Below are 23974 nucleotides of genomic sequence, written 5' to 3' on the forward strand. Positions count from 1 at the left end.
AAAATCAAAAACTCTCGAAAATTCAATAAATTAATCGGATGTCTTGCGATAAGCAGACTTTATCGGGCCGCTGCAACCCCGCATGCGCTGGGTGCACGGAGCATGCCCTTGACGCAGCGTTCGTCGCTCGCAAGATGCGCCGTCTTTTCCGCCAGCCCGTTTGGAGCGCCAGTCTCACAATGTCCCTCACGCCCGAAGCCATCGCCACCCTGTCGCAGGTCACCACCGCGACCATCACCACGGTCCTGCTGAAGAAGGGGTTGCGCAATGTCTGGATGCGCGGCGCCAGGCCGCTGCGCCCGGGACAGAAGCGGCTGGTCGGCCCGGCCTTCACCTTGCGCTTCGTGCCGGCGCGCGAGGATCTGGCGACGCCGGAATCCTGGTCGTCGCCGATCTCGACCCGCACCGCGATCGAGGCCATGCCGGAGGGCTGCATCGCCGTCGTCGATGCGATGGGCGTCAAGAACGCCGGCATCTTCGGCGACATTCTCTGCGCCCGCATGGTCAAGCGCGGCGTCACCGCGCTGATCACCGACGGCGTCGTGCGTGACCTCGAGGGCGTGATGGGCACGGGTCTTCCGGTGTGGTGCGACGGCTATGCCGCGCCGCCGTCGGTCGCGGGCCTGACCTTCGTCGGCTGGGGCGAGGCGATCGGCTGCGGCGGCGTCGCGGTGTTCCCGAACGACGTCGTCGTCGCCGACCAGGACGGCGCGGTGCTGATCCCGCAGGCAATGCTCGACCACGTGCTCGCCGAAGGCCCGGAGCAAGAGCGCATGGAGGCGTGGATCGTCGACGAGGTGAACAAAGGCGCGGTCCTGCCGGGCCTGTATCCGATGAACGCCGAAACCAAGGCGCGCTACGCCGCGTCGAAGAAGTAGTTCGCCGCGACAATCGATCGACGGCACAGAGCCAGGAAAGGCATGACCATGGTGGATGTTTATCTCGCGGGCTCCCGCCCGACGCGCCGGGCGGCGGCCGAAAGCTTCACGGGGACTGTCTGGCAGGACCCGATCATCACGCCGCAGGCGCCCGCCCGCGTGGCGTCGGCGCGCGTGGCGTTCGAGCCCGGCGCCCGCACCGCCTGGCATACCCATCCGCTCGGCCAGACTCTCTACGTCATCCAGGGCGTCGGCCGGGTGCAGGCAAAGGGCGGACCGGTGCGCGAGATCAAGGCCGGCGACGTCGTCTGGATTCCGCCGGGAGAGAAACACTGGCATGGCGCCGCGCCGACCACGGGCATGGTCCATGTCGCGATGCATGAATCGCTCAACGGCGAGCACGTGACCTGGATGGAGCACGTCACCGACGAGGAATACGCCACGCCCGTCGGCTAAGGCTGGACTGACAGGATGTCGGGCGCGCGGTCGCAAGGCCGCGCGCTTTTGCTTTGGAGCAGCAGCGCTCAGTTCACGCGCGTCCAGGTCTGGCCGCCGCAGAACATGCCGCCAAAGGCGCAGCCCTGCACGCGCAGGCTGTCCGGGCCCTTGAGCGCGATGGTCGAATCGTAAGTGCTGCCGCTGCTCGGGTCGAAGATCCGGCCGCTCCACTTCTTCTCTTTGTCGTTCGGCCGCATGTTGATCAGGATCTGCTCGCCGTTCTGGTTGGTCTTGGCGTCGATCGAGTAGCCGCAGAGATTGGCGCCGCATGGCTCGATGCGGATCTTGCCCTCCTTCTCCTCTGTCAGCCAGATGCCAACCGGCGAGTTCTGATCGCGCACGGACGGCGGCGGCGCCACTGTTGTCGCCACGGTGGCCGGAGCCTGGGCCGGGCGCGGCTGTGGCTGGACCGCCGCCGGCGGAGGCGCCACGGGAGCAGCAACGGTCGGCGCTCCGGCAGGCGGCGTCAGCGGAGCGGCTGCCGGCGCGGGCGCGGCTGGCGCAGCCACGGCTGCTGACGGCACGGCTGCCTGGACTGGGGCAGGTGCGACGGGGGCAGGTGCGACGGGCGCCGGTGGCGGGCTCACCGGCACGGCTGCGGTCGGCGCCGGTGCGGCCGGCACTGCGGCAGGGGGCGACGCAGCAGGCGCCTGCGCGGGTGTGGATGGCGTCACCGCCGCCTCGGCAGGCGCTTGGGCCGGCTTGTCCGCGCCCGGCTGCGGCCTGGCCGCCGTATCCTGATCGCGCTTGGCGCGCTTGGGCTTCTTCTGCTCGGTGTTGTCGTAGACGCCGGGGATCTGCACGGTGCCGCGGTCGGGATCGATGCGGATGGTCTTGCCGCCATATTCGATCACGTATTGCGCCTGGGCGGCACTGCTGGCCAGAACCACGGCAGCAACGGCCAACAGCCTCTTCATCAGGATCTCCGCGATGTCGGTTGCTGATGTGAGCGAGCTCACGCGCTGGTAAGTCGCGCATCGCACACCTCCGGTTCAATCCGCCGAGGGCTCAAAAATCCAGCGGCGCATTGTCGACCACCTCCTTCATCACGAAGAACGTGCGGGTCTGCCGTACGCTGGGCAGCGAGATCAGCTGGTCGCCATGCATGCGATTGAAATCCTGCATGTCGCGGACGCGGATCTTGAGAAAGAAGTCGAAGTCGCCGGCGACGAGATGGCAATCGAGCACGAATTTCAGCTTGCGGATCGCGGCTTCGAAGGTGCGGAAGCTCTCCGGCGTCGAGCGGTCGAGGACGACGCCGACCAGCACGAGCGCGCTGCGCTCGACCTTCTCCGGCGCGATCTGCGCACGCACGCTCTTGATATAGCCGTCCTCGAACAGGCGCTGGGTGCGGCGATGGCAGGTCGCCGGGCTGACATGAACGGCAGCGGCGAGCTCGGCATTGCTCATCCGGCCGTCCTTCTGCAGCAGCTGCAGAATGCGGCGATCGACACGGTCGAGATCCGCGTCGGAAGTTTCTTTCGTTGAAGGCGCCATGAACGGATGTTTCCATCAGTATCAAAGGAATAATCGGATGTAAGCATGAAAATAGTCGCCGAAAAAGAGAGCACCTTTCCGGAGCTTTTACGTAAGATGACGTCAGCCCATCACCCCATCCACGGAGAGACCCGTGCTTCGGCTCGACAAGTTCAAGAAGTATTCGCTCACCTTCGGCGTGACCCCGATCGAGCATCTGCCGCGCCTGACGGCCGCCCTCGGCGGCAAGGTGCAGATCTACGCCAAGCGCGACGACTGCAACTCGGGCCTTGCGATGGGCGGCAACAAGCTGCGCAAGCTCGAATACATCGTGCCCGACGCGATCGAGTCGAACGCCGACACGCTGGTGTCGATCGGCGGCGTGCAGTCCAACCACACCCGCATGGTGGCGGCGACCGCGGCCAAGATCGGCATGAAGTGCGTCGTTGTGCAGGAGAGCTGGGTGCCTCACGAGGACGCCGTCTATGACCGCGTCGGCAACATCCTGATGACCCGCCTGATGGGCGCCGACAGCCGCATCGTCGAGGACGGTTTCGACATCGGCATCCGCAAGAGCTGGGAGAACGCGATCCAGTCGGTGAAGGATGCCGGCGGCAAGCCCTATGGCATTCCGGCCGGCGCCTCCGTGCACAAGTTCGGCGGCCTGGGCTATGTCGGCTTCGCCGAGGAGGTGAGGGCGCAGGAAGCCGAGATGGGCATCAAGTTCGACTACATCATCGTGTGCGTCGTCACCGGCTCGACGCAAGGGGGCATGATCGTCGGCTTCGCCGCCGACGGCCGGGCCGACCGCGTCATCGGCATCGACGCCTCCGGCACGCCGGAGCAGACCCGTGCCCAGGTGCGGCAGATCGTCGACAACACCGCCGAGCTCGTCGAGCTCGGCCGCAAGGTGCGCGACGACGAGATCGTCATTCTCAACGACTACGCCTATCCGGCCTATGGCGTCCCGAGCGCCGAGACCAACGAGGCCATCCGCCTCGCCGCCCGCACCGAGGCGATGATCACCGACCCGGTCTACGAGGGCAAGTCGATGCAGGGCATGATCGACCTCGTCAAGAAGGGCTACTTCCCGGAAGGCTCGAAGGTCCTCTACGCCCATCTCGGCGGCGCCCCGGCGATCAACGGCTACAGCTACACCTATCGCAACGGCTGAGACGGCCTTGTAGCTTGCTTGCAGCCTCGCGGTGAGCCGAGGTCCCACCTCACACTCCGCTGTCGTCCCGGCCTCCGAGCCGGGACCCATAGCCACCGAACGTCGTGTTGGATTCGACTGCATCTCCGCGCCTGCCACAAACTTCGGCCTGTGGTTATGGGTCCCGGCTCGGAGGCCGGGACGACACCGAATGTGTGGCATGGGCGATCCACATAACTACTAACGCGACATTGCGTTCTCGCGACGCATCCACGTCCGAGTGATCCATCAGTCGACCCTCTGCAAATGAGAGGGCGCAGGGAATGCCGGGCGCTGGCCGCAACCCATGGCCCGCCTGCAAACAAAAAGCAGGCGGCAGTCACCACAGGTTCAGCCGAACTCCGGCATTCCCTGCGCGATGGTCTTAACAGTTATACGTGTTCTCCCCGGTGTACGGGCTTGTTAGCCACCGTCGCCCGAGGGGATCATCATCACCCCCGGACTTGACGCCAGCGTCGCGGCGCCAGGACCACACGACTTCCCGTCCGCATCATGCCGTTCGTCCGCGCAGCCCAAGCTGCGCTGCGGCACATCAGCGGCCATCGCCTCCCCACCTCGCGTGTCGTGACGATCGCGCGCAACGCCCCTCTCGTCGAGGCGGGATGGCGGCAGTGAACCACAAATTTCGGAAAAACGCAAGAGATATGTTTTGGACAAGAGGGATTGGCGAGATGTTTTTCCTGAAATCTGTCGGAAACATTCCTGAGCGGCACCAGCAGCGTCATCGGCCGGGCGCGCTTTGGCAAACTCCGTCGTCGTCCCGGGCAAGCCGGAGCGGCGCAGAGCGCCGCGCAGGCGCCGACCCGGGATCCATACTCCGCGGCGGGAGTGGTTGGATGAGATCGGAGCCGCGGACCTGCCGCGACACGGCGGCCTGCGAGTATGGATCCCGGCGTTCGCCGGGATGACGACGGAGGGCGAGGCGGCAGCTTGCCTTCGGGCTCGCAGAGTTGGTCGTGAACGCTGGCTCCGCGGCGTACGGGAGTCAGCCGGCGTCTCGAGAGGTTGTGGGCAAAGGCGCGCTGGTCCTGTTAGTCGTGTGTCGACCGCGTGAGCGCGCCGGATGCAGCAACGGCTTGACTTTCCCTTCTGCCGCCCTTAGGGAACGCCACCCCGCGCAACCCGCGCGGATTGAACAGAGGCGTAGCATGACAGACGATAGCCAGCACCGGGAGTCTCGCTAGCGCGTCCGTCGAGGCGTGCTTGCGCGCCTCCCTTCTGATGCCGGACGGCCGACGCCGCCGGCACATCCCCTCACAACGAGTCTGAGACATCGAAGCCTGCGATGCGCATGGGCGCATTGCGAGCCTGTCGCTGCGCGTCCTCACGGATTCGCGGCGCGATGCCGCATGGCTCGTCTTGTCCTGAAGAGACTCCAGCGGAGTTTGAAGATGACCCGCACGTTAAGAAATATCGGCATCATGGCGCATGTCGACGCCGGCAAGACCACCTTGACCGAGCGCATCCTGCTCGACACCGGCAAGATCCATCAGGCCGGCGACGTTCACACCGGCAACACCGAGACCGACTCCCATGCACTCGAGAAGAAGCATGGGATCACGATCTCGGCGGCGGCGATCTCGTGCGAATGGCGTGATGCGTTCATCACCATCATCGACACGCCCGGCCATGTCGATTTCCAGATCGAGGTCGAGCGCTCACTGCGCGTGCTCGACGGCGCGATCGCCGTGTTCTCGGCGGTCTCCGGCGTCGAGCCGCAGTCGGAAACGGTCTGGCGACAGGCCGACCGGCTCGGCGTGCCGCGGCTGTGCTTCGTCAACAAGATGGACCAGGTCGGAGCCGATCTGCAGCGGACGGTCGAGATGATCGCCGATCGTCTCGGCGCCACGCCGCTCGTCCTGCAACTGCCGCTTCGAGGCGAGGACGGCTTCGCCGGCGTGGTCGACCTCGTGGCGATGAAGGCGTTGTACTGGGATGGAGCGCAGCCGCAGCCATCGGCCGGCGCCATCCCGGAAGAGCTGCGCAGCGCGGCCGAGCGACAGCGACAGCGTCTGCTGGAGACGCTGGCGGATCAGGACGCGGCGATCATGGCGGCCTATGTCGGCGGTGAGACGATCAGCGCGGCTGACCTCAAGGCGGCGATCCGCAGGGCGTGCCTCGCGGGACGGCTTACGCCTGTGCTGTGCGGCTCGGCCTACCGGAACGTCGGCGTGCATCCGCTGCTCGACGCCATCGTCGACTACGCGCCGGGTCCGGAGGACCGGCCGGCGGTCGCGGGGCTAGACCCGCGCAGCGGCGCGGCCGAGCATCGGTTGCCGCGTGCGGACCAGCCATTCGCGGCGCTGGTGTCGAAGGTGCAGGCGAGCCGTTTCGGCACGCTGGCGTTCGTCAGGGTCTACGCCGGTCGTGTCACGGCGGGCACGTCGGTGACCAATGCGACGTCCGATCGGACCGAGCGGATCGGCCGGCTGCTGCGGATGCAGGCCGATGCGCAGATCGAGATCGACGAAGCCCGTGCGGGCGACGTCGTCGCGGTCGTTGGCCTGAAGTCGGTCGTAGCCGGCGACACGTTGAGCGATCCGGCGCACCCGATCGTGCTGGACGGCTTTGTCATTCCGGAGCCGGTGATCGAGGCGGTGGTCGAGCCGCGGCTTGGCCAGGACCAGGAACGGCTGGGGCAGGCCCTGGCGCTGATGGCGCGCAGCGATCCGTCGCTGCGCGTCGTCGTCGACGCGGACAGCGGCCAGACGCTGCTCCGCGGCATGGGCGAGTTGCATCTGCAGATCGCCGTCGAACGATTGAAGGAGGACTACAATGTCGATGCTGTCATCGGCGCCCCGGAGGTGGCCTATCGTGCGGCCGCGTCGCGGCCGAGCGAGGTCGATCACACCCTGCGCAAGCAGAGTGGCGGCCCCGGCCAGATGGCGCGCGTTCGCCTCGCCTTCGCGCCCTTGGAGGAGGGCGGCGAGGGACTCGTATTCGTCGACGAGACCGTCGGCGGCGCGATCCCGCGCGAGTTCATTCCGTCGATCGAGAAGGCGCTGCGCCAGTCGCTGCGCGACGGCGGGCCGGGCGGATATCCCGTGCTCGGCCAGCAAGTGACCCTCCTGGACGGCGCCTTCCATCAGAAGGATTCGTCCGGGCTGGCCTTCGAGCTGGCGACCAGAGAGGCATTCCGGATCGGCTTCGAACGGGCCGCTCCGATCCTGCTCGAGCCCGTGATGCGGGTCGTGGTGACGACGCCCGAGGACTATCTCGGCGGCATCATCGGCGATCTGCAGAGCCGGCGCGGCCGCATCGTCGCGACCGAGCCGATCCCGCGCGGGCAGGAGGTCATCGCCGAAGTGCCGCTGGCGCGGTTGTTCAACTACGTCAGCGCGCTGCGGTCGCTGTCGCAGGGGCGCGCCGTCCACGCGATGGCGTTCTCGCGCTATGCGCCGGCGCCGATAGGCGTCGCTGAGAAGCTGATCGCGACGGCGTGACGACAACAAGAGATGAGCGGCGAGCAGCCGCTCATCTCATTCTCGCTTCAATTCGCCAGAAACGCCATCGAGATCACGTGCTCGTAGCGACCATCGATCCGAACAGCGTTGCGATGCAGGCCTTCTTTCTCGAAGCCGACGGACTCGTACAAGGCGATCGCATTCAGATTGGTCTCGCGCACCGTCAACGTGATCCGCGTGAGCCCGCCGGCGAGCGCGGCGTCCATCGTCCGGCGGATGAGCGCCCGACCGATGCCGCGGCCGCGCCAGGGCGGCAGCAGGCCCATGCCCAGGGTGCCGCAATGGGCATAGATCGTCCTGCGCGTATCCGTCAGGATGTCGCACCAGCCGACGATCCGGCCATCGTCGACGACCACGAATTGCGGCTGGGCCTTGCCGATGTTGTTCAGGACGAAGGCTCTGATCTCGTCGAGCGACGGCGCTTCGAGGAACGAGAGGAAGCGCCGCTCGCGCGCCACGCTATCCAGCACGGCACGAAACGCCGCGATGTCGCTTGCTTCGATGGATCGGATCTCATGGGACATGATCTGTTCGCCTCAACCGGCCACCTCACGTCATGACCTCATGCAGGCCGAGCCAGCCCGTGTACAGGCCGACCAGCACGATCAGGGCCGCCGAGACGTAGGGAGCGCGGTGCGCGAAACGGCTGAAGCCGGACCAGCGGCGCTCGACATGCCGAAGGCTCAGGGCCGCCAGGACGCCGGCGGACACCATGGTGATGGCCAGGCCGATGCCAAAGCACAGAACGAGGACGAAGCCCAGGCTGAACTGCTGCAGCTGAATGCACAGCAGCAGGACCGTGATGGCGGCCGGGCAGGGGATGAGTCCGCCGGACAGTCCGAACAGAACGATCTGGGCCGTCGTGACGGTGCGGCCGGCGAAGCGCCTGCGAATGTCGGCCGCGTGCGCGCGCGCGTGGGCGTCGTCCTCCTCGCCGAGATCCATGTGATCGTGGGCGTGCTCCTCGTACAGCATCTCGGCCGTGTCGCCAGCGAGTGCGATGCGCGCCTTGAAGGCGTGGGGCTCCGGGATCTCCTCGATGCTTTCCAGATAACTGCCGTCAGAGCGGAAGCTGAACCGCTGCTCGCCCCCGTCGCCGCGGAGGGTCGTAAGCCGGACCGACTCGGCCGACGGGAGCGCTCCGCTGGCGCTGCGGATCCGCCAGCGGGGCGGCACGCCGTCCTCGAAAATCTCGACGGCGAGCGAGTGCCCGGCCAGCACGACCGATTGCGTCGCCTCGTGATGGTGATGATGGTGGTGGTGACCGTTCTGATCGCGCCAGGTGCGCCAGATCATCCAGGTCGCGATGCCGATGATGATGACCGCCGAGATCAGCTGCAGATAGGCCTCGCTGCGTTCCCCGGACAGTTCTTGGCCGAAATGAAGCCCGGCGAGCGCGACCACCCAGACGATCGCCGTGTGGGAGATGGTCGCGGAGAGGCCGAGCAGCACGGCCTGCAGAACGGTGCCGCGGATCGCGACGATGAACGCGGCCATCATGGTCTTGGAATGGCCGGGCTCGAGGCCGTGCAGCGCGCCGAGGAGGATCGCGCTCGGCGCGAACAGCCACGCATGCGCGCTGCCTTGCTGCAGCAGGTGGGACAGGTCGGTCATGCGGCCCTCATTTCAGATAGGTCCTGACGACCTCGATCAGGTCCGCGGCACCCTTGGCCCTGTCGGGGTCGGTCTCATGGGCGGGATCCACGACATGGTGCCGGATGTGATCTTCCAGCAGTTCGGTCGTCAGCCCGCCGATCGCGCCTCTCACGGACGCGACGAGCATCAGCACGTCGGCGCAGCCGAGCTCCGCCTCGAGCGCGCGCTCCACCGCGTCGATCTGACCTTTGATGCGCCGGACTCGCGCCAGCAGCTTCGGCTTGTGCTTGATGGTGTGCGACATCCCGATAAGATAGGGGGGTACCCTATGCGGGTCAACCGCTGACTGCTTCCGCGGTCCGTCGAAGCACTGCCGCTAGGGTGTTCGGTCGCGGTCCAGCGCATCAGCCGGACCGCGGAGGATGAGGTCGTTCGTCAGTCGAACCAGGTCTTGTAGATCGCCTGGTAGCTGCCATTTTCGGTCGACATGTGCAGCCACTGGTCGACGAACGCCTTCAGCGCGACGTCACGCTGCAGCCAATAGGCCTTCTCGGAGAAGTCGAACGGCTTGTCGGGATGGACGGCGCAAAGCACGCCGGGATGCAGCTTCTGCTGGTAGCGGGTTTCGGAGGCATCGGTCATCATCAGGTCGGCGTCACCCTTGGCGATCTCGTCGAAGATCGTGACGTTGTCGGGGTGGACGCGGATGTCGGCCGCCTTGATGTTGGCGCGGGCGAAACGCTCGTTGGTGCCGCCGGGGTTGACGACCACACGGGTGCCCGGTCTGTCGATATCGGCGAGCGTCTGGTACTTGCCGGTGTCGCTGCAGCGGGCGATCGGGGTCTTGCCCTCGCGCATGATCGGCGTCGAGAAGAAGCCCTTCTTCTGGCGGTCGAGCGTGATCGACACGCCGCCCATCGCGACGTCGAACTTGTCGGCCTCGAAATCCTTCATCAGCTGCGGCCAGCTGGTCGGCACGAACTCGACCTTGACGCCCATCGCCTTGCCGAGCGCCTCGGCCATGTCGACGTCGAAGCCGGAGAACTTGCCGGTGGCCTTGTCCAGGTAGGTGAACGGCTTGTAGTCGCCGGTCATGCCGACGCGCAGGGCACCGCGCTGCATGATCTCGTCGAGGCGCGAGGCCTGATCCGCCAGCGCCTGCGCGGCGAGCCCGCAGACCAGCGCAACCGCGCTCAAGGTGGCGATCGTCCGGTTGAAAAATCCCATATTGAAATACCTCGTTCGGTTGGGCCGCATTAGTCTTAGCCGACGTCAGCGCGCCCGACGAGGGGTGGCGCAGGGCAGCTTACCAACAGCGAGGTCGGATCCGTGGGCATATCGATCAGTGAGGCATCGGTTGGGGTGTTCGTCCCCAATCTCCGCAACCTCTCGGCACTGCTCGACAAGGCATCCGCCTTTGCGGATAGCCGCGGGATCGATGCTGCGGCGCTGCTGCAGGCCCGGCTCGCGCCCGACATGTACAGTTTCCTCCGCCAGGTCTGCGAGGCCAACCGCCACGCCACCATCGCCTCCGCGCTGTTGGCGGGACGTCCGCAGCCCTCGGTCGACGAGAGCGAGACGGACATTGCCGGCCTGAAGACGAGGCTCGCGACTGCGATCGATGATCTCCAGAGCGTACCGCACGCGGCGATCGAAGAGGGCGCCATGCGCGAGGCGGTCTTCACCTTCCGCAACGGCAACACGCGCCGGTTCGCCGATGGAAGCGCATTGTTGCTGACGTTCAGCCTGCCGCAGTTCTTCTTTCACGTCACCACGGCCTACGACATTCTGCGTCACGCCGGCGTGCCGCTGGCGAAGTCGGATTATCTGGGCGTGCCAAGATGAGGCCTTCAGAGACGAATGGCCGGCGCAAGGCCGGCCATGACGATGTCGTCGCTTCAGCTTTGCGGGTGCGCGGCTACGTCTCGCTGCGGCCAGCCGCAGCGACCGGACCCTTGCCCGTCATCTCGTTTTTCAGCGCCTCGAACCGTTCGATCGCCTCGCGCGCCCTTGCATCGACCGTCTTGACGGCGGCCTCGGCGGTCATCGGACCGCTGCTGACGGCAATCGACGTCGGCCCGACCGTCTCGTCGACATAGTAACCGTCCTCGCCGCGGCGCGCGGTCCAGCGGAAGCGGATCGCCGAAATCGGACCTGGTCCGACCTTGGCGTAGCCGTCGGCCTGATCGAATGCGACGGTGGCGGCGGCCTTCTTGGACGGCTGTGTTGCCATCTCCGCCGGTTTCGCGGTCTCCGGCTGATCCAAAATGCTCGCTATCGTTGCGAGCGCATGCTCGGTCGCAACACTCATTGCCGCCTCGGTTCCTACTGGCGCGCGCAAATACCGTCGCCAACAGTCACAGTTGTAGCGAAAATGGGGCGCGATGCAACAATACGTTCAAATTTGGGCAACAAAGCGGTGGATGAATGAGCCCGTCATGTCACCTCTGATCCGGTCCTCTCGCTGCCGGCGGAGGACCGGCATGATGGAACCCCACGCGTTCAGAGCACGTCCTGATTGATCACGTTTTGCCGAATCGGCTCGCGATCGAGCACGCTGAGAATGTTGCGCGCGGTCTGCTCGCTCATCCGGTCGACTGCCTCGCGGGTGACGCCGGCGACGTGCGGCGCCATGATCACGTTGGGCAGCGCATGCAGCGCGTGACCGACCGGCGGCGGCTCCTGCTCGAACACGTCGAGACCGGCCCCGGCGAGCCGGCCCGTTGACAGCGCGTCATACAGCGCGGCCTCGTCGATCAGGCCGCCGCGCGCGGTGTTGATCAGGTACGCGGTCGGCTTCATCAGACGGAGACGCGCGGCGTTGAACAGGCCGATGGTCTCTTGCGTTTTTGGACAGTGGATGCTGACGAAATCGGCGCGCGGCAGCGCGGCGTCGAGGTCGGCAACCGGCTCGCAGCCGGCCGCGGTAATCTCGGCGGCGGGCTTGTAGGGGTCGTAGACCAGGACCTGCATCTCCATCGCGAGACAGCGCTTGGCGGTGCGGGTGCCGATGCGGCCGAAGCCGATGATCAGCACGGTCTTGCCGTAGAGGTCGAACGGCAGCACGCCGAGGCGGGAGCCCCAGGTGCCGTCCTTGACCATCGCATGCATCTCGCTGGCGCGCTTGGCCAAGGTCAGCATCATGAACAACGCCTGCTCGGCCACCGAGGGCGAGTTGGCGGTCCCCGCGACCATCAGCGGCACCTTGTGCCTGGAGAGCGCGGGTACGTCGACCGCGTCGAAGCCGACGCCGATCCGGGTGACGACCTTCATGTCGCCGGCGGCGAGCAGTTCCGGCTCGCCGAATCGCGTGGCGCCGAGCGCGACGCCGTGCACGGGCGCATGCGAGCTGAGCAGCGCGGAGAAATCCGCCGCCGAGATCATGTTGGGGAATTCGATCATCTCGACGTCCTCGCGCGCCGACAGCAGCGCGCGCCCCTTGGCCGAGAAGGATTGCGTGACGAGGATCTTGTTCTTGTTCGTTGCCGTCCTGGTGGTCATGTCCTGCCCTTGAAGCTTCTTGTGCTCGTCAGATCACGAGCCCGGTCGCCTCATTTAACAGGTGCATGTTGTTGAGGTCCATTGCCATGCGCAGGGGGCTGCCATCCCGCGCGCCGGCATTGGGATTGACGCGCCCGCAGATCGGCGTGTCATTGAGGGTGAAGTAGACCAGTGTCTCCATGCCCATCGGCTCGGTGACGTCGAGCATCGCCTCGAACGTCTCGACGCCGGGCTCGGCATGCGGCTTCGTCTCGGTGATGTGCTCCGGCCGGATGCCGAGCAGCAGCGGCTCATTCCGCGACACGGATTGATAACGCGCGGCGCGGGCCGGCGGCAGCGGGAAGGCGATGCGGTCGGTGAGGCGGATGTGGAGCTGGCTGTTCGCCTCCTCGAGTCGGCACGGCACGAAGTTCATCGCCGGCGAGCCGATGAAGCCGGCGACGAAGCGCGTTGCCGGACTGTGATACAGCTCGGTCGGCGTGCCGATCTGCTCGATGCGCCCCTTGTTCATGACGACAACGCGATCGGCCAGCGTCATGGCCTCGACCTGGTCGTGGGTGACGTAGACCGTGGTGGTGCGCACCTTCTGGTGCACCTTCTTGATCTCGATGCGCATCTGCACGCGCAGCTTGGCGTCGAGGTTGGACAGCGGCTCGTCGAACAGGAACACCTTGGGATTGCGCACGATGGCGCGGCCCATCGCCACGCGCTGGCGCTGGCCGCCGGAGAGCTGCTTCGGCTTGCGGTCCACGAGGTCGGCGATATCCAGCATACGGGCGGCTTCCGCGACGCGGCTCTTGATCTCGGCCTTCGGATAATGCTTGAGGCGCAGCCCGAACGACATGTTCTCCGCCACCGTCATATGCGGATAGAGGGCATAGTTCTGGAACACCATCGCGATGTCGCGGTCCTTCGGCGGCACATCGTTGACGACGTCGCCGCCGATGGTGATGTCGCCGTCGGAGATGTCCTCGAGCCCCGCGATCATCCGCAACGTCGTCGACTTGCCGCAGCCGGACGGTCCGACCAGCACGACGAATTCATGATCGGCGATGTCGAGATCGATGCCGCGGACGGCCTCGACGTCGTCGTAGCGTTTCACGACCTTGCGCAAGCTCACTTCAGCCATATCGGATCAACCCCCGTCATCAGCCCTTGGTCGCGCCGGCGGTGAGACCGGCGATGTAATAGTCCATCAGGAATGCGTAGATGATCAGCGGCGGCGCCGCGCCGAGCAGCGCGCCGGTCATGATCTGCCCCCAATTGAAGACGTCCCCCTTGATCAGGGTGGTGGTGATGCCGACCGGCAGCACCAGCTGGTCGACGGACGTCGTCAGCACCAGCGGATAGAGAAACTGCGCCCAGGACACCGTGAAGGCGAAGATGGTTGCCGCGATCAGACCGGGCAGGGCGACGGGGATGAAGATCCGCGTCAACGTCTGCAGCCAGGAGGCGCCGTCGATGATCGCGGCCTCGTCGAGTTCCTTCGGAATCGAGGCGAAATAGCCGATCATGATCCAGGTGCAGAACGGCACCGTCAGCGTCGGATAGATGAACAGCAGCACGTACCATCTGTTGAGCAAAGTGATCCCGGTCAGGTCCTGGACCACCGCGAGCATCTTGAACAGCGGAATGAACAGCAGGCTGTCGGGAATGAGATAGGTCAGGAACACGCCGGTGGCCAGCGTCGCCGATCCCCAGAACTTCATGCGTGCCAGCGCGAAGGCTGCAGGAATGCTGATCAGCATCGTGACGATGACGACGATGACCGACACCATGGCCGAGTTCCAGAAGAAGCGCAGGAACTGGTTCGAGCTGAGCAGCTCGACATAGTTGGACAGCGTGGGATGGAACACCCACCACGGATTGGTCGCGGCCGAAATCTCGGCGCTGCTCTTCAGCGACGTGATCAGCATATAGAACGGCGGCACCAGCGAGAAGATCGCGAACAGCACCAGGAAGAAATACGACCAGCGCAGCGCCCAGGCGCGGTCGCGGCTCATCGAGCCGTGCTTGACGGTGCGGGTCGGGCCGGCCTTGTCGACGGTCAGGGTGCTCATCAGGATTCATTTCCCCGCTTGGATACGTCACGCAGGATGAAGATGGCGGCGACCGCCAGGATCGGCACCATGAACAGCGACACGCTTGCGCCGAGCGGAATATCGCTGCTCTGAATGCCGACCTGGAACGCCCATGTCGCAAACAGATGCGTCGTATCCAGCGGGCCGCCGGATGTCAGGATGCGGACGATGTCGAAATTGGCGAAGGTGACGATCAGCGAGAACAGCGTGGTGATCGCGATGATGTTTCGCATCATCGGCAGGGTCACGTACCAGATCCGCTGCCACCAATTGGCGCCGTCGATCGCGGCCGCCTCGTAGAGCTGGTCGGGGACCGATTTCAGCGCCGCCAGATACATGATCATGAAGAACGGCGCGCCGTACCAGACGTTGACCAGGATGACCGAGAACCGCGCCCAGGCGGTTTCGCCGAGCCAGGGGATCGGTCCGATGCCGAAGAAGGAGAGCGTATAGTTGAACGCGCTGTACGACGGATCGAATAGCCACAGCCAGGCCAGCGTGCTCATCGCGGGCGGAATGACCCAGGGCACGAGCAGGATGCCGCGCCATTTGCGCTGCCCCTTGGCAGGAATGTTGTGCACGAAATGCGCGACGATGAAGCCCATCAAGGCTTTGAAGATGACGGCTGTAATCGCGAAGATGCAGGACTGCTTCACCACCATCCAGAACGTCTCGCGCTTGAAAAGGAAGGTGAAGTTGCCGAAGCCGACGAAGCGCTGCATCGACTTGTTCAGCGTCGCCAGATGAATCGAGTAGAAGGCGGGGTAGAGCACGAGGACGGCGATCAGAAGGATCAGCGGCAGGGTCATCAGGAACGCCACCGTCGACTTGCGCTTGAGCGCATTGCGCAGGCCCTTGCGGCGGGCGATGGGGCGCGGCCGTGCGGCGGCGTTCTCGCCGATTGCGGCATCAACCATGAGCGGGCTCCTCGTGACTTTCCAGCCCCTGGTCGGCGGACAAGCGCGACCATGGCAATAACGTGACGGCGGCGGCCCGCGACCGCGGACCGCCCATGTCAGAAAGATGCGCCTCAGCTGCGCATGAAGCCTTCGCACTCGCTCTCGGCCCAGGCGAGAGCGGTGTCCATCTTCTCGCCCTGCGCAAAGCGCAGCGCCAGCTTGGTCAGCGTCGCCTGGAAGTAGATCTGCTGCGCGATCTTCGGCGGTGCCGGCGAGGCTGCGATCGAGAGGGTCTGATGATTATACGGGTTTGGATAGTGGTAGAGCGTACCCGTTGGCGGGCCTTGCTCGGCCCAGGTCTTCAAGGTCGTCATGTTGGCGTAGGCTGGCAGGTCATAGCCGCCGCTGACCGCGACGAACTTCTCGATCGAGGACGGCTGCGACAAATGAGTGAGCAGACTCTTGGCCGCCTGCTTGTTCTTGCCGAAGTTCCAGACGCCCCAGAAGTACGGCAGGAACGGCGCGAAGCGTCCTTTCGGGCCGGCCGGGAAGCCGTGGGTCCAGCATTGCTCGGCGATCTGCGGGGCGTCGCGCTTGGCGACGGCCCAGGCGCTCGGCGGATTCATGATCAGCGCACCCTTGCCGGAGATCAGCCATTTGTTGTTGGACGCGTCGTCCCAGGACGGTGCGTCGGGCGGCAGCACGGCAATGAGCTTCTTGTAGAACTCGAGCGCCTGGCGGACAGCGTCGGTCTTGACCGTAATGTCGCCCTTGGCATTCACGAGCTCGGCACCGAATGACTGGAAGATGGCGCCCGCGGTGTCGACGCTGTCGGTGGTCTCGCCGAGCCCGATGCCGAACGGGAAACCGCCCTTCTGGCAGGCCTCCGCCGCCTTCAGGAAGGTCTCCATGGTCCAGTTGTCGGCTTTCGGCGGGCTGCCGGCCGGATACATCTCCTGTACGTCGATCCCGGCTAGTTTCTTCATGAGATCGATCCGGGAGCAGGGCCCCTTGATCTGACTGCCCGGAGTCGCCGGAACGGCCAGCCACTTGCCGCCGACCTGGCCGAGATACTTGACTGTGCCGTTGACGTCGCCGTTCTGCTTGATCAGCGGCTCCATCACATCGTTGACAGGCTCGAGCTGATCCGCATAGGCGTGCGGCCACCAGGTCGGCATCTGCAGGATATCGTGGCCCGATTTGGCCTGGGCCTCGGCCGCAACCGTCAGTTCCAGCTTCTTGTTGTTGCTGGTGATGTAATCGATTGTGACCTCGACCTTTTCCTTCGCTCCCCATTCCTTGACGAGATCGGTCGAAGCCTGGTTGGCGCCGGGAACCCAGTGATCCCACAGTCCGATTGTCAAGGTGCCGGCGGCGTAGGCACCGCGCACATAGGGCGCGGCGATCATGACCGCCGAGGTGGCAGCGGTCGCGGCAACGAATTGGCGGCGGTTCAGCTTCCTCCGTGACATGGCGTTCCCTCCCTGGTGAGCCAAGCATTGGTTGATGGCGAATCCTGTTTGTTAGTTATTGCGTCGCATCATGCGCGCATGGATTTCGCTTGGGTGTAATCAGAGCAGAATTGCGAGCGGCTGTCGAGAAAACAGGTTGAGCGAAATTTACAACTCATGGCGTGCACAATCGGTCGTGGGATCCGCAACTGATTGCATCGCACCGACGAGCGCTGCAGCGCAACGCATGGAGTGCATCCTGCGAACGGTGTCGTGCTCAGGTCTCATTCGCTGCGCCCTCGGCCATTGAGGTGCGCCGTGCGCCCAGATGGACGTCCGCGTTGCGAGAACGCTAGAATTTCAGCCGACTCGAAAGCCCGGTCGGTCGTCGCCGTGACGGGCCGGTCGCAAGGGAGAAGCGTCGATGAAAAGCAGTCGATGGTGCAAGGCGAGACGCGGACCTCTCCGCATCGCAGCGGGTCTTCTGCTCTCGCTCACCATGTCGGTGGCATTGCCGCGTCAGCTTGTCGCGCAGGGATTGCTCAAAGGCGTCGAGCAGGGCGCACGCGAAGGCAACAGGGCCGCCGGCCCGGTCGGCGGGGCGCTCGGCGGCGCCATCGGCGGTGTCGTCGGCGTCGTGACTGGCGTGACGGGCGCGTTCACCGGCAATGCCGGACAGCCGAGCGTGCAGCCGTCGGCTCCGGCGCGTGAGGCCAAAACTGAGGGTAAGACCGACACCAAGACGGACGGCAAGACTGACGCCAAGACGACGAGGTCAGCAAAGAAGACGAAGGTGGCCAAGGCGGCGCCGATGCTGACACAGCCGGGCGTTCCGGAGCTCACCGCCGAGCAGATCGTCGCCAACAGCGATGCCAATGTCGAGCGCTTGAAGAACGGGCTGGCTCTCACCGAGGAGCAGGCCAAGACCTGGGGGCCGTTCGCCAACGCGATGCATGCGCTCGGCCGCAACGGCGCCGAGCGTCTGAACCTGCGCATCGCCCGGGCCAAGCGCGATCCGCCCGACGATATCGTCGAGCAGATGCGCAACGAGGCGCAGTTCCTGGTCGACCGCGCCGCCGACCAGCGCGCCGTCGCCGATGCCTCCGAGCCGCTGTTCACCAGCCTCGACGACAAGCAGAAGCAGATCTTCATCGACGAAATGGTGCGCCTCAGCCGGGAGAGGGGGCTGGACTAGTTAGTCGAGCAGGCGTCGGCCCGACGGCGGCGCAGGTCTCTGATCTTTCGCTCAAGTTGACCGGCTGCTCCGCGTCTGTCGGACACGTCGGCGCTCAGTTCCGGAGTCCGACTGCGCTCGTCGCTGTCTGAGATGCAGGTGCCGTCTCTCGTCAGAGATCATTGGCAGACCCTGGCGGAAGGGGTGGGATTCGAACCCACGGTACCCTTGCGGGCACGCCGGTTTTCAAGACCGGTGCCTTAAACCACTCGGCCACCCTTCCGTCTCAGCAGTTTCAACCGCTTAGCGAATGGGGCGATTGAACGCAAGGCGAAGGATGTCGCCTCTCTGCGGATCGTCGGCGATTGCGGCCAAGACGTCGCCCGGGCTGCCCCCGAGAGGTGCTCGTTTGGGGGGACGGACGATCATGGCTGATAATTTGCGGCTGCCCCCGCGAGCAAGGAGACTCGGCTTTGCGTGCGACCGAGCCAGTCCGGCCAGCGTCGAAGACGAGCAACAACGACGAGCAATGTCAGTTTGCGCTACATTCCGCGCAGTCGCCTGGGTGAGGGCGGCGACAGATTTCGCCGTCCAGCGCTGGAATTATCTTTGCATTCGCGCTTTGCCGATCGCTTCAGGTCTATCGACTCCACCCGTCAGCGGACAGGCGGGTATCGTCGGGTCAAATCGATCTGCAGTTCAACGGATGCGGCAGGAGCGCCGGTCCGAACTCAATCAAAGGCTTTCAAAAATGGTCGCTGAAACGCTGCTGATGGAAATCCTGGCTTCAGGTCATCCTGAAGTGTCGCTGTCGTCAGTCGGAACAGGTGAGCGGACGAAAGCCGGCCATGACGCCGGCTGTCCGACCGTTCCATCTCAGGCCCGCGAACGGACACCTTCAAATGCGTGAGCGAGGAAGATGCCGGCGCCAACCAAGCCCATCACCGCTGTCATTGCTTCGATCATCGTGAACACACCCTTGTTGCGCCCCGTGTGAAGGAAACGACGTGCAGCCCTGCACAGTCAAAATGATTCAGGGACCGGTAAATGAGAACGGCACGCGGTGAGGATTCCACGCAACATATGTGTCTAAAAAGGTGCACTTGCAACCATGCCGTGCTGATGACTGCACGCCTGGGCAGCTAACGCACGGGTGATCAACTGCTGTGACAGGGGCGAGACGCTCCGGAAAGCTCCGGTTAACCACGGCTGGGGCCACCCCATTTCCGCCGTGTTCGGGTTGCGTTATTCTTGTGCAGTGAGTTGCGGGGGACGCGACTCGGGGAGACGCTGGGACGTGCGGGCCGATGGATGGGGCTCGGGCGACGACCGGCATAGTGGTATTCGGGGTCGATGGGGATTGCTCAAACAGATCCGGCCGGGCGAGCGGTGCGCAGTGCCGTCGCTATCCTGGCCTGCCTGATGGTCGCGAATTGCGCCTCATCGAACAAGTTCGCCAGCAAGGTCGATCCGAAATATGGCGTGTCGTCGAGCCCGCGCGTCGTCGGCTTCGGCGAGCCGGTGCCGAAGGGCGGTGGCGTCTACCGGATCGGCAAGCCGTATACGGTCGCCGGCAAGACCTACGTGCCGGAGGAGGACGTCAATTACCGCGCCGAGGGCATGGCGTCCTGGTACGGCGATGATTTCCACGGCCGCCTGACCGCCAATGGCGAGGTGTTCGACATGACCTCGCTGACGGCGGCACACCCGACGCTGCCGATGCCGAGCTATGCGCGCGTCACCAACCTCGCCAATGGCAAATCGCTGATCGTTCGAATCAACGACCGCGGCCCCTACCATGCCAACCGTCTGATCGACGTTTCGAACAAGGCGGCCGACCTGCTCGAGTTCAAGGGCAGCGGCGTGGCGCGTGTCCGGGTCGAATATGTCGGCCGGGCGCCGCTCGAGGGCTCGGACGACACGCAGTTGATCGCCACCTTGCGCACCGGCATCCCGGCGCCGGCGCCATCCCTGGTGCGCGTCGCCTCAGCCAAGCCGTTCGTTCCCGAGGTCGGCTCCGGCCGGCCGATTCGCGGCGAGATCCCGCTGCCGGAGGGACGCCCCTATACGCTCGGCGACACGTCGGCCGCCATGGCCTCGATGGGCGCCGCATCGGAAATGTCGGCCTCGAGCCGGACGCGCGGGCGCATCCTCGATAACCCGCGCGCAGTCTCGTATGACCAGGACGGCCGCTATGTCCCGCAGGGTCAAGCCAGCGGCAATGATGGCGCCGACGAGGCCCGCGACATCATGAGTGGCCGCGGCCTTTACTGACGACAGTCTTCCCTGACTTCGAGACGCGGCCGGTCAGCCTGACCGCCCCGTGACGGGGCGGCTTGAACCCCGGGCGGCGCGTCGACATCATCGCGCATCGAACGGCAAGCGCGCCCTGGCCGCGAAGGTCCAGGCGCGGATGCTGCCGCCGATGCCGCCGCGCTCGGCGCCAAAGCCCAGGGCGGCGCCTCCAGCGGTCCGGATACCCAACCCGCCGGTCGCGCGTGCCGACCAGCCCTGCAGCAGCGGCGTCGACGCCGGCGCATTGGCAACCAGCGCGTTGGCGTCCTCCTTGTTGAAGTAATAGTCGCCATACATGCCGAGGAAGGGCGTCAGCATGAGGCCGCTGTCCAGCGAGGCCACGGTGTAGGCGGCGCGCAGACCGCCGGAGGCGCGGCCGCTGGCGAAGTCATAGGAGCCCTGCCGGGTGCCGAGCGAATCCGTGTAGGCGTTCTGGTGCTCCCACAGTGCATAGACCTTGGCCGATGGCTCGATCACGAAGCCCGCCCATTTGTAGGTGCCGGTCAGCCCCGTGGAGGCCATCCAGCGCTGCCCAGTGAAGCTGCCCTGCGCGGTGCCGGCGCTGCCATTGTAGCCGGTGCCTGAATAGGCGAGTGCGGCGTCGAAGCGCAAGGTCGGCACGATCTTCCAGCCGAGATAGGCGCCGGTGGTCCATCCATCGCCCTTCAGCTTGCCGTTGATGTCCTGCTGGGTGTAGCTGAACGTCTCGTAGCCGCCGAGCACACCGACCAGGACACTCGGGGTGGCGCGATAGGTCAGGCCCATCGCGGCGTTGAGCTGCTGGCCGTAGAGCGAGGCCTGACTGGCCTGGGTGACGCCGCCGGTTGTCGTCGTTCCCCAACGATCCACGCCGCTGTTGCGGACGTCGGCCCACAGCAGCCACTCCTTCTGCTCGTGCCAGTTCGGCGCCGCCTGCTTCTTCTCGCCGCGATCGATGGCGGCGAAGGCATCGTCGACGCGATTGCGGTTGACGGCGCGGCCGCGCTGCGGCGCGCCCGGCAGTCCGGACGAATAGGCGTCGGTGCCGCCGCCGACCCGGTCGGCCGCCCGCTCGTCCTGATCGCGCGGATCGACGGAGAAGTTGAAGCGCATGCGGGTGCTGCCGGGCGTCATGAACGTCCCGCCGCCATCGCTGAAGCCGTCGGCGATGGCATCGTCGATCGCGCCGGAGAGCGCCTGTCCCGAATTCTGCGCCACCATCTTGCTGACGGTCTGCTGGAGCGAGCGCAGCCGTACGCTGTCGATCGGCACGTTCACGGTCTGGGCGAGAGCGGGCGAGGTGCTGGCCGAAAACAGAGTGCTGCCGGCATAGCTCGCGGTGATGCTGTGGCTGCCGACCGCGAGCATCGAGATCGTCAACGTGGCGACGCCGGCCGACAGGGTCGCCGAGCCGATCGGCGAGCCGCCGTCGGCGAAGGTGACTGTGCCCGTCGCGGTGCCACTGACGGCCGTCACCGTCGCGGTGAAGGTGACTGGCTGGCGAAACTCGCTCGGGTTCCGCGATGAGGCAAGTGAGGTCTGAGTCGCTGTCGTCACGTAGCTGAACCGGCCTGCAGCCGTCACGGCCGATGTCTGCGCATTGTTGGTGACGGTCACGTCGACGGCTCCAGTCCCGGCCGGCGCGATCGCCGTGATGGAGCTTGCCGAGTTGACAGTATAACTCGTGGCGTTCACCGCTCCGAACTTCACCGCGCCCAGCCCCGTCGTCCCCGCGAACCCTGACCCGGAGATTGTCACGGATGTCCCTCCGGCGGACGGACCCGTGGCCGGCGAGATCGCGGTGATCGCGGGCGCGCCGAGATAGCTGAACTGATCGGCCGCTGATGTCGCCGACGTGCCTCCCACGCCCGTCACGCGCACGTCGACCGTGCCGGTGCCGGCCGGGGCGAAGGCCGTGATCTGAGTGGCGGAGTTCACCGTGTAGCTCGTCGCCGCCGTCGCGCCGAAGCTGACCGCGGTTGCTGCCGTGAAACCTGTGCCGGTGATGATGACGGAGGTGCTGCCGGAGGCTGGACCAGAGCTCGGCGAGATCGATGTGACCGTCGGGGCGGCGGCATAGGTGAACTGATCGGCCGCGGAGGTCGGCGAGGTCTGCCCGCTGGTCGTCACGGTCACGTCGATCGTCCCGGCCGCCCCCGACGGCGATGTCGCGGTGATCTGCGTCGCCGAGTTGACCGTGAAGCTCGTTGCATTCGCGGCGCCGAACTTGACCGCCGACGCACCGGTGAAGCCGTTGCCGGTGATCGTGACAGCGGTGCTGCCGGTGGTCGGCCCGGATGCCGGCGAGATTGCTGTCACGAGGGGAATGTAAGTGAACTGATCGGCGGCCGAGGTCGCCGATGTTCCGCCGGCCGTCGTGACGGTCACGTCCACCGTTCCACTGCCGGCCGGGGACGTCGCGGTGATCTGCGTCGCCGAGTTGACCGTGTAGCTCGCCGCGGACGTGCTTCCGAACCTGACTGCGGAGGCCGCGGCCAGGTTGGTGCCGGTGATTGTCACGGACGTTCCCCCCGCCGCGGTCCCGGTCGCCGGTGAGATCGCAGTCACCGTCGGCGCCGGCGTGTAGGTGAACTGATCGGCGGCCGACGTCGCCGAGGTCTTGCCGGAATTGGTGACGGTCACATCGACGGCGCCGGCCGTGCCCACCGGCGAGGTGGCGGTGATCGAGGCCGACGAATTGACGGTAAAACTCGTCGCGTTGGCGGCGCCGAACTTGACGGCGCTGGCCCCGGTAAATCCCGTGCCGGAGATCGTGACGCTCGTTCCGCCCGATATCGGGCCGGCGGACGGCGCAATCGCGGTCACGGTCGGCGAGGGCAGGACGACGTTGATGGTGAAGGTGGTGTTGGTCGTGCCCGCGCCGCTACAGCCGTTGGCGGCATGTGAGCAGTCGCTCGCATACCACAACGTGATCGTGTCGGTGCCGGAGCCCGCGAGCGTGTTGATCGTGAGGTCGTACTCCGGCAGCTGCGACGTGTCGCCGCCGATCGGAACGGGCACCAGCGAATAGCTTGCCTTCGAGGTCGTGTAGCTCAGGCTCGTGTAGGTTTGGCCGTTCGCGGTCATCGGAAGATTGTTCTTCGCGTCGGCATTCGGATTGGCGCCGTTCGATGTGCCGTAGAGCCCCCAGAGCACGGCGTCCTTGGTGACGCACACGCCGAGTGTATTGGCCGGGCCCGTCCCGAGCATGATGATCGTCGCACTGGTCGCCGAGTTGGACGTGAGATTGCAGCCGGCCTCAGCAGCGGGGATCGAGCCGAGCAGCAGGACGACGGCGACCCAGACAGGCATGAGCGCGCGCCGCAGGCTCAGCCGGATCAACTCAAGACCGTTCGCCGATCGGCCCATCATTCGCTCAGGCGCTCCCGGAAAGAACCTGAGTCTCGATCAAGCACCGTCCGATTTGGTTCGCTCATCTAGAGGATGATCTCTGATCGGCTGATTTGCC

At 65.6% G+C, this 23974-nt stretch carries 21 protein-coding genes and 1 tRNA gene; 8 read left to right on the plus strand and 14 right to left on the minus strand.

Annotated features, from left to right (window positions below; all coding sequences use genetic code 11):
- The first annotated feature begins 179 nt into the window (after positions 1 to 179).
- The gene (locus tag BRADO_RS17755) at positions 180 to 878 is read left to right on the plus strand and encodes a ribonuclease activity regulator RraA (RefSeq protein ID WP_011926705.1); all 699 of its coding nucleotides are present in this window, start codon (positions 180 to 182) and stop codon (positions 876 to 878) included.
- Positions 879 to 926: 48 nt separating this feature from the next.
- Positions 927 to 1334, plus strand: coding sequence for a cupin domain-containing protein (locus BRADO_RS17760; protein WP_008965351.1), 408 nt, complete (start codon positions 927 to 929; stop codon positions 1332 to 1334).
- Between the two features lie 68 nt (positions 1335 to 1402).
- Here the strand turns inward: BRADO_RS17760 and BRADO_RS17765 are convergent, their stop codons facing one another.
- Positions 1403 to 2293, minus strand: a complete 891-nt coding sequence (locus BRADO_RS17765) for a DUF2147 domain-containing protein (protein WP_041757582.1) — start codon at positions 2291 to 2293, stop codon at positions 1403 to 1405.
- Between the two features lie 91 nt (positions 2294 to 2384).
- A complete protein-coding gene (locus BRADO_RS17770) occupies positions 2385 to 2873 on the minus strand; it encodes an Lrp/AsnC family transcriptional regulator (RefSeq protein ID WP_011926708.1) in 489 nt (162 codons plus the stop codon).
- Positions 2874 to 3006: 133 nt separating this feature from the next.
- On the opposite strand from BRADO_RS17770, the gene BRADO_RS17775 reads away from it, so the two are divergent.
- Both BRADO_RS17775 and fusA read left to right on the plus strand, forming a co-directional pair.
- Entirely contained in the window at positions 3007 to 4026 is a 1020-nt protein-coding gene (locus BRADO_RS17775; protein ID WP_011926709.1) for a 1-aminocyclopropane-1-carboxylate deaminase, read from the plus strand.
- 1430 nt (positions 4027 to 5456) lie between these two features.
- Positions 5457 to 7508, plus strand: coding sequence for an elongation factor G (gene fusA, locus BRADO_RS17780; protein WP_041757583.1), 2052 nt, complete (start codon positions 5457 to 5459; stop codon positions 7506 to 7508).
- A 47-nt stretch (positions 7509 to 7555) separates the two neighbouring features.
- Here the strand turns inward: fusA and BRADO_RS17785 are convergent, their stop codons facing one another.
- The 4 genes from BRADO_RS17785 to BRADO_RS17800 form a co-directional block, all read right to left on the minus strand.
- Positions 7556 to 8053 carry a GNAT family N-acetyltransferase gene (locus tag BRADO_RS17785; RefSeq protein WP_011926711.1) on the minus strand — a complete coding sequence of 166 codons (498 nt, stop codon included), beginning with the start codon at positions 8051 to 8053 and terminating at the stop codon, positions 7556 to 7558.
- 25 nt (positions 8054 to 8078) lie between these two features.
- Entirely contained in the window at positions 8079 to 9143 is a 1065-nt protein-coding gene (locus tag BRADO_RS17790) for a nickel/cobalt efflux transporter (protein WP_011926712.1), read from the minus strand.
- 7 nt (positions 9144 to 9150) lie between these two features.
- Positions 9151 to 9429, minus strand: a complete 279-nt coding sequence (locus tag BRADO_RS17795; protein ID WP_011926713.1) for a metal/formaldehyde-sensitive transcriptional repressor — start codon at positions 9427 to 9429, stop codon at positions 9151 to 9153.
- Positions 9430 to 9560: 131 nt separating this feature from the next.
- Positions 9561 to 10352, minus strand: coding sequence for a transporter substrate-binding domain-containing protein (locus BRADO_RS17800; protein WP_041756666.1), 792 nt, complete (start codon positions 10350 to 10352; stop codon positions 9561 to 9563).
- Positions 10353 to 10454: 102 nt separating this feature from the next.
- Here BRADO_RS17800 and BRADO_RS17805 point away from each other — a divergent pair, with 102 nt between their 5' ends.
- The gene (locus BRADO_RS17805) at positions 10455 to 10970 is read left to right on the plus strand and encodes a DUF1993 family protein (protein WP_011926715.1); all 516 of its coding nucleotides are present in this window, start codon (positions 10455 to 10457) and stop codon (positions 10968 to 10970) included.
- 73 nt (positions 10971 to 11043) lie between these two features.
- Here the strand turns inward: BRADO_RS17805 and BRADO_RS17810 are convergent, their stop codons facing one another.
- The 6 genes from BRADO_RS17810 to BRADO_RS17835 all read right to left on the minus strand — a co-directional run bounded on the left by BRADO_RS17810 (position 11044) and on the right by BRADO_RS17835 (position 17078).
- A complete protein-coding gene (locus BRADO_RS17810; RefSeq protein ID WP_041756667.1) occupies positions 11044 to 11436 on the minus strand; it encodes a hypothetical protein in 393 nt (130 codons plus the stop codon).
- A gap of 191 nt (positions 11437 to 11627) precedes the next feature.
- Complete coding sequence (locus BRADO_RS17815) at positions 11628 to 12626, minus strand: hydroxyacid dehydrogenase (protein ID WP_011926717.1); 999 nt, start codon at positions 12624 to 12626, stop codon at positions 11628 to 11630.
- Between the two features lie 28 nt (positions 12627 to 12654).
- On the minus strand, positions 12655 to 13755 hold the full coding sequence (locus BRADO_RS17820) for an ABC transporter ATP-binding protein (protein ID WP_011926718.1): 1101 nt from the start codon (positions 13753 to 13755) through the stop codon (positions 12655 to 12657).
- A gap of 19 nt (positions 13756 to 13774) precedes the next feature.
- Entirely contained in the window at positions 13775 to 14686 is a 912-nt protein-coding gene (locus BRADO_RS17825) for a carbohydrate ABC transporter permease (protein WP_011926719.1), read from the minus strand.
- On the minus strand, positions 14686 to 15624 hold the full coding sequence (locus BRADO_RS17830) for a carbohydrate ABC transporter permease (protein ID WP_011926720.1): 939 nt from the start codon (positions 15622 to 15624) through the stop codon (positions 14686 to 14688). Before BRADO_RS17830 ends, BRADO_RS17825 begins: the two co-directional genes overlap by 1 nt.
- Before the next feature lie 113 nt (positions 15625 to 15737).
- Positions 15738 to 17078 carry an ABC transporter substrate-binding protein gene (locus BRADO_RS17835; protein ID WP_041756669.1) on the minus strand — a complete coding sequence of 447 codons (1341 nt, stop codon included), beginning with the start codon at positions 17076 to 17078 and terminating at the stop codon, positions 15738 to 15740.
- Positions 17079 to 17556: 478 nt separating this feature from the next.
- Between BRADO_RS17835 and BRADO_RS17840 the strand changes: the two genes are divergently transcribed.
- Positions 17557 to 18252, plus strand: coding sequence for a Spy/CpxP family protein refolding chaperone (locus tag BRADO_RS17840; protein WP_371259367.1), 696 nt, complete (start codon positions 17557 to 17559; stop codon positions 18250 to 18252).
- A 172-nt stretch (positions 18253 to 18424) separates the two neighbouring features.
- Here the strand turns inward: BRADO_RS17840 and BRADO_RS17845 are convergent.
- A tRNA-Ser gene (locus BRADO_RS17845) sits at positions 18425 to 18514 on the minus strand.
- Positions 18515 to 18658: 144 nt separating this feature from the next.
- On the opposite strand from BRADO_RS17845, the gene BRADO_RS35060 reads away from it, so the two are divergent.
- Complete coding sequence (locus BRADO_RS35060) at positions 18659 to 19141, plus strand: hypothetical protein (protein WP_157872584.1); 483 nt, start codon at positions 18659 to 18661, stop codon at positions 19139 to 19141.
- A gap of 443 nt (positions 19142 to 19584) precedes the next feature.
- Positions 19585 to 20505: a septal ring lytic transglycosylase RlpA family protein gene (locus BRADO_RS17850; RefSeq protein ID WP_083794904.1), complete on the plus strand. Its 921-nt coding sequence runs from the start codon at positions 19585 to 19587 to the stop codon at positions 20503 to 20505.
- A gap of 87 nt (positions 20506 to 20592) precedes the next feature.
- On the opposite strand, the gene BRADO_RS17855 is transcribed toward BRADO_RS17850, so the two are convergent.
- On the minus strand, positions 20593 to 23817 hold the full coding sequence (locus BRADO_RS17855; RefSeq protein ID WP_244422839.1) for an IPT/TIG domain-containing protein: 3225 nt from the start codon (positions 23815 to 23817) through the stop codon (positions 20593 to 20595).
- Between the last annotated feature and the right edge of the window lie 157 nt (positions 23818 to 23974).

It is taken from the genome of Bradyrhizobium sp. ORS 278 (assembly GCF_000026145.1).
Taxonomy (GTDB): Bacteria; Pseudomonadota; Alphaproteobacteria; order Rhizobiales; family Xanthobacteraceae; genus Bradyrhizobium.

Excerpts from the sequence above, each read along its gene's own strand:
- BRADO_RS17770 (WP_011926708.1), bottom strand. The coding sequence starts at position 2,873 with ATGGCGCCTTCAACGAAAGAAACTTCCGACGCGGATCTCGACCGTGTC.
- BRADO_RS17790 (WP_011926712.1), bottom strand. The coding sequence starts at position 9,143 with ATGACCGACCTGTCCCACCTGCTGCAGCAAGGCAGCGCGCATGCGTGG.
- BRADO_RS17825 (WP_011926719.1), bottom strand. The coding sequence starts at position 14,686 with ATGAGCACCCTGACCGTCGACAAGGCCGGCCCGACCCGCACCGTCAAG.
- BRADO_RS17815 (WP_011926717.1), bottom strand. The coding sequence starts at position 12,626 with ATGACCACCAGGACGGCAACGAACAAGAACAAGATCCTCGTCACGCAA.
- BRADO_RS17765 (WP_041757582.1), bottom strand. The coding sequence starts at position 2,293 with ATGAAGAGGCTGTTGGCCGTTGCTGCCGTGGTTCTGGCCAGCAGTGCC.
- BRADO_RS17755 (WP_011926705.1), top strand. The coding sequence starts at position 180 with ATGTCCCTCACGCCCGAAGCCATCGCCACCCTGTCGCAGGTCACCACC.
- BRADO_RS17835 (WP_041756669.1), bottom strand. The coding sequence starts at position 17,078 with ATGTCACGGAGGAAGCTGAACCGCCGCCAATTCGTTGCCGCGACCGCT.
- BRADO_RS17830 (WP_011926720.1), bottom strand. The coding sequence starts at position 15,624 with ATGGTTGATGCCGCAATCGGCGAGAACGCCGCCGCACGGCCGCGCCCC.
- BRADO_RS17785 (WP_011926711.1), bottom strand. The coding sequence starts at position 8,053 with ATGTCCCATGAGATCCGATCCATCGAAGCAAGCGACATCGCGGCGTTT.
- BRADO_RS17820 (WP_011926718.1), bottom strand. The coding sequence starts at position 13,755 with ATGGCTGAAGTGAGCTTGCGCAAGGTCGTGAAACGCTACGACGACGTC.
- fusA (WP_041757583.1), top strand. The coding sequence starts at position 5,457 with ATGACCCGCACGTTAAGAAATATCGGCATCATGGCGCATGTCGACGCC.
- BRADO_RS17810 (WP_041756667.1), bottom strand. The coding sequence starts at position 11,436 with ATGAGTGTTGCGACCGAGCATGCGCTCGCAACGATAGCGAGCATTTTG.
- BRADO_RS17800 (WP_041756666.1), bottom strand. The coding sequence starts at position 10,352 with ATGGGATTTTTCAACCGGACGATCGCCACCTTGAGCGCGGTTGCGCTG.
- BRADO_RS17795 (WP_011926713.1), bottom strand. The coding sequence starts at position 9,429 with ATGTCGCACACCATCAAGCACAAGCCGAAGCTGCTGGCGCGAGTCCGG.
- BRADO_RS35060 (WP_157872584.1), top strand. The coding sequence starts at position 18,659 with ATGGCTGATAATTTGCGGCTGCCCCCGCGAGCAAGGAGACTCGGCTTT.
- BRADO_RS17850 (WP_083794904.1), top strand. The coding sequence starts at position 19,585 with ATGGGGATTGCTCAAACAGATCCGGCCGGGCGAGCGGTGCGCAGTGCC.
- BRADO_RS17840 (WP_371259367.1), top strand. The coding sequence starts at position 17,557 with ATGTCGGTGGCATTGCCGCGTCAGCTTGTCGCGCAGGGATTGCTCAAA.
- BRADO_RS17760 (WP_008965351.1), top strand. The coding sequence starts at position 927 with ATGGTGGATGTTTATCTCGCGGGCTCCCGCCCGACGCGCCGGGCGGCG.
- BRADO_RS17855 (WP_244422839.1), bottom strand. The coding sequence starts at position 23,817 with ATGCCTGTCTGGGTCGCCGTCGTCCTGCTGCTCGGCTCGATCCCCGCT.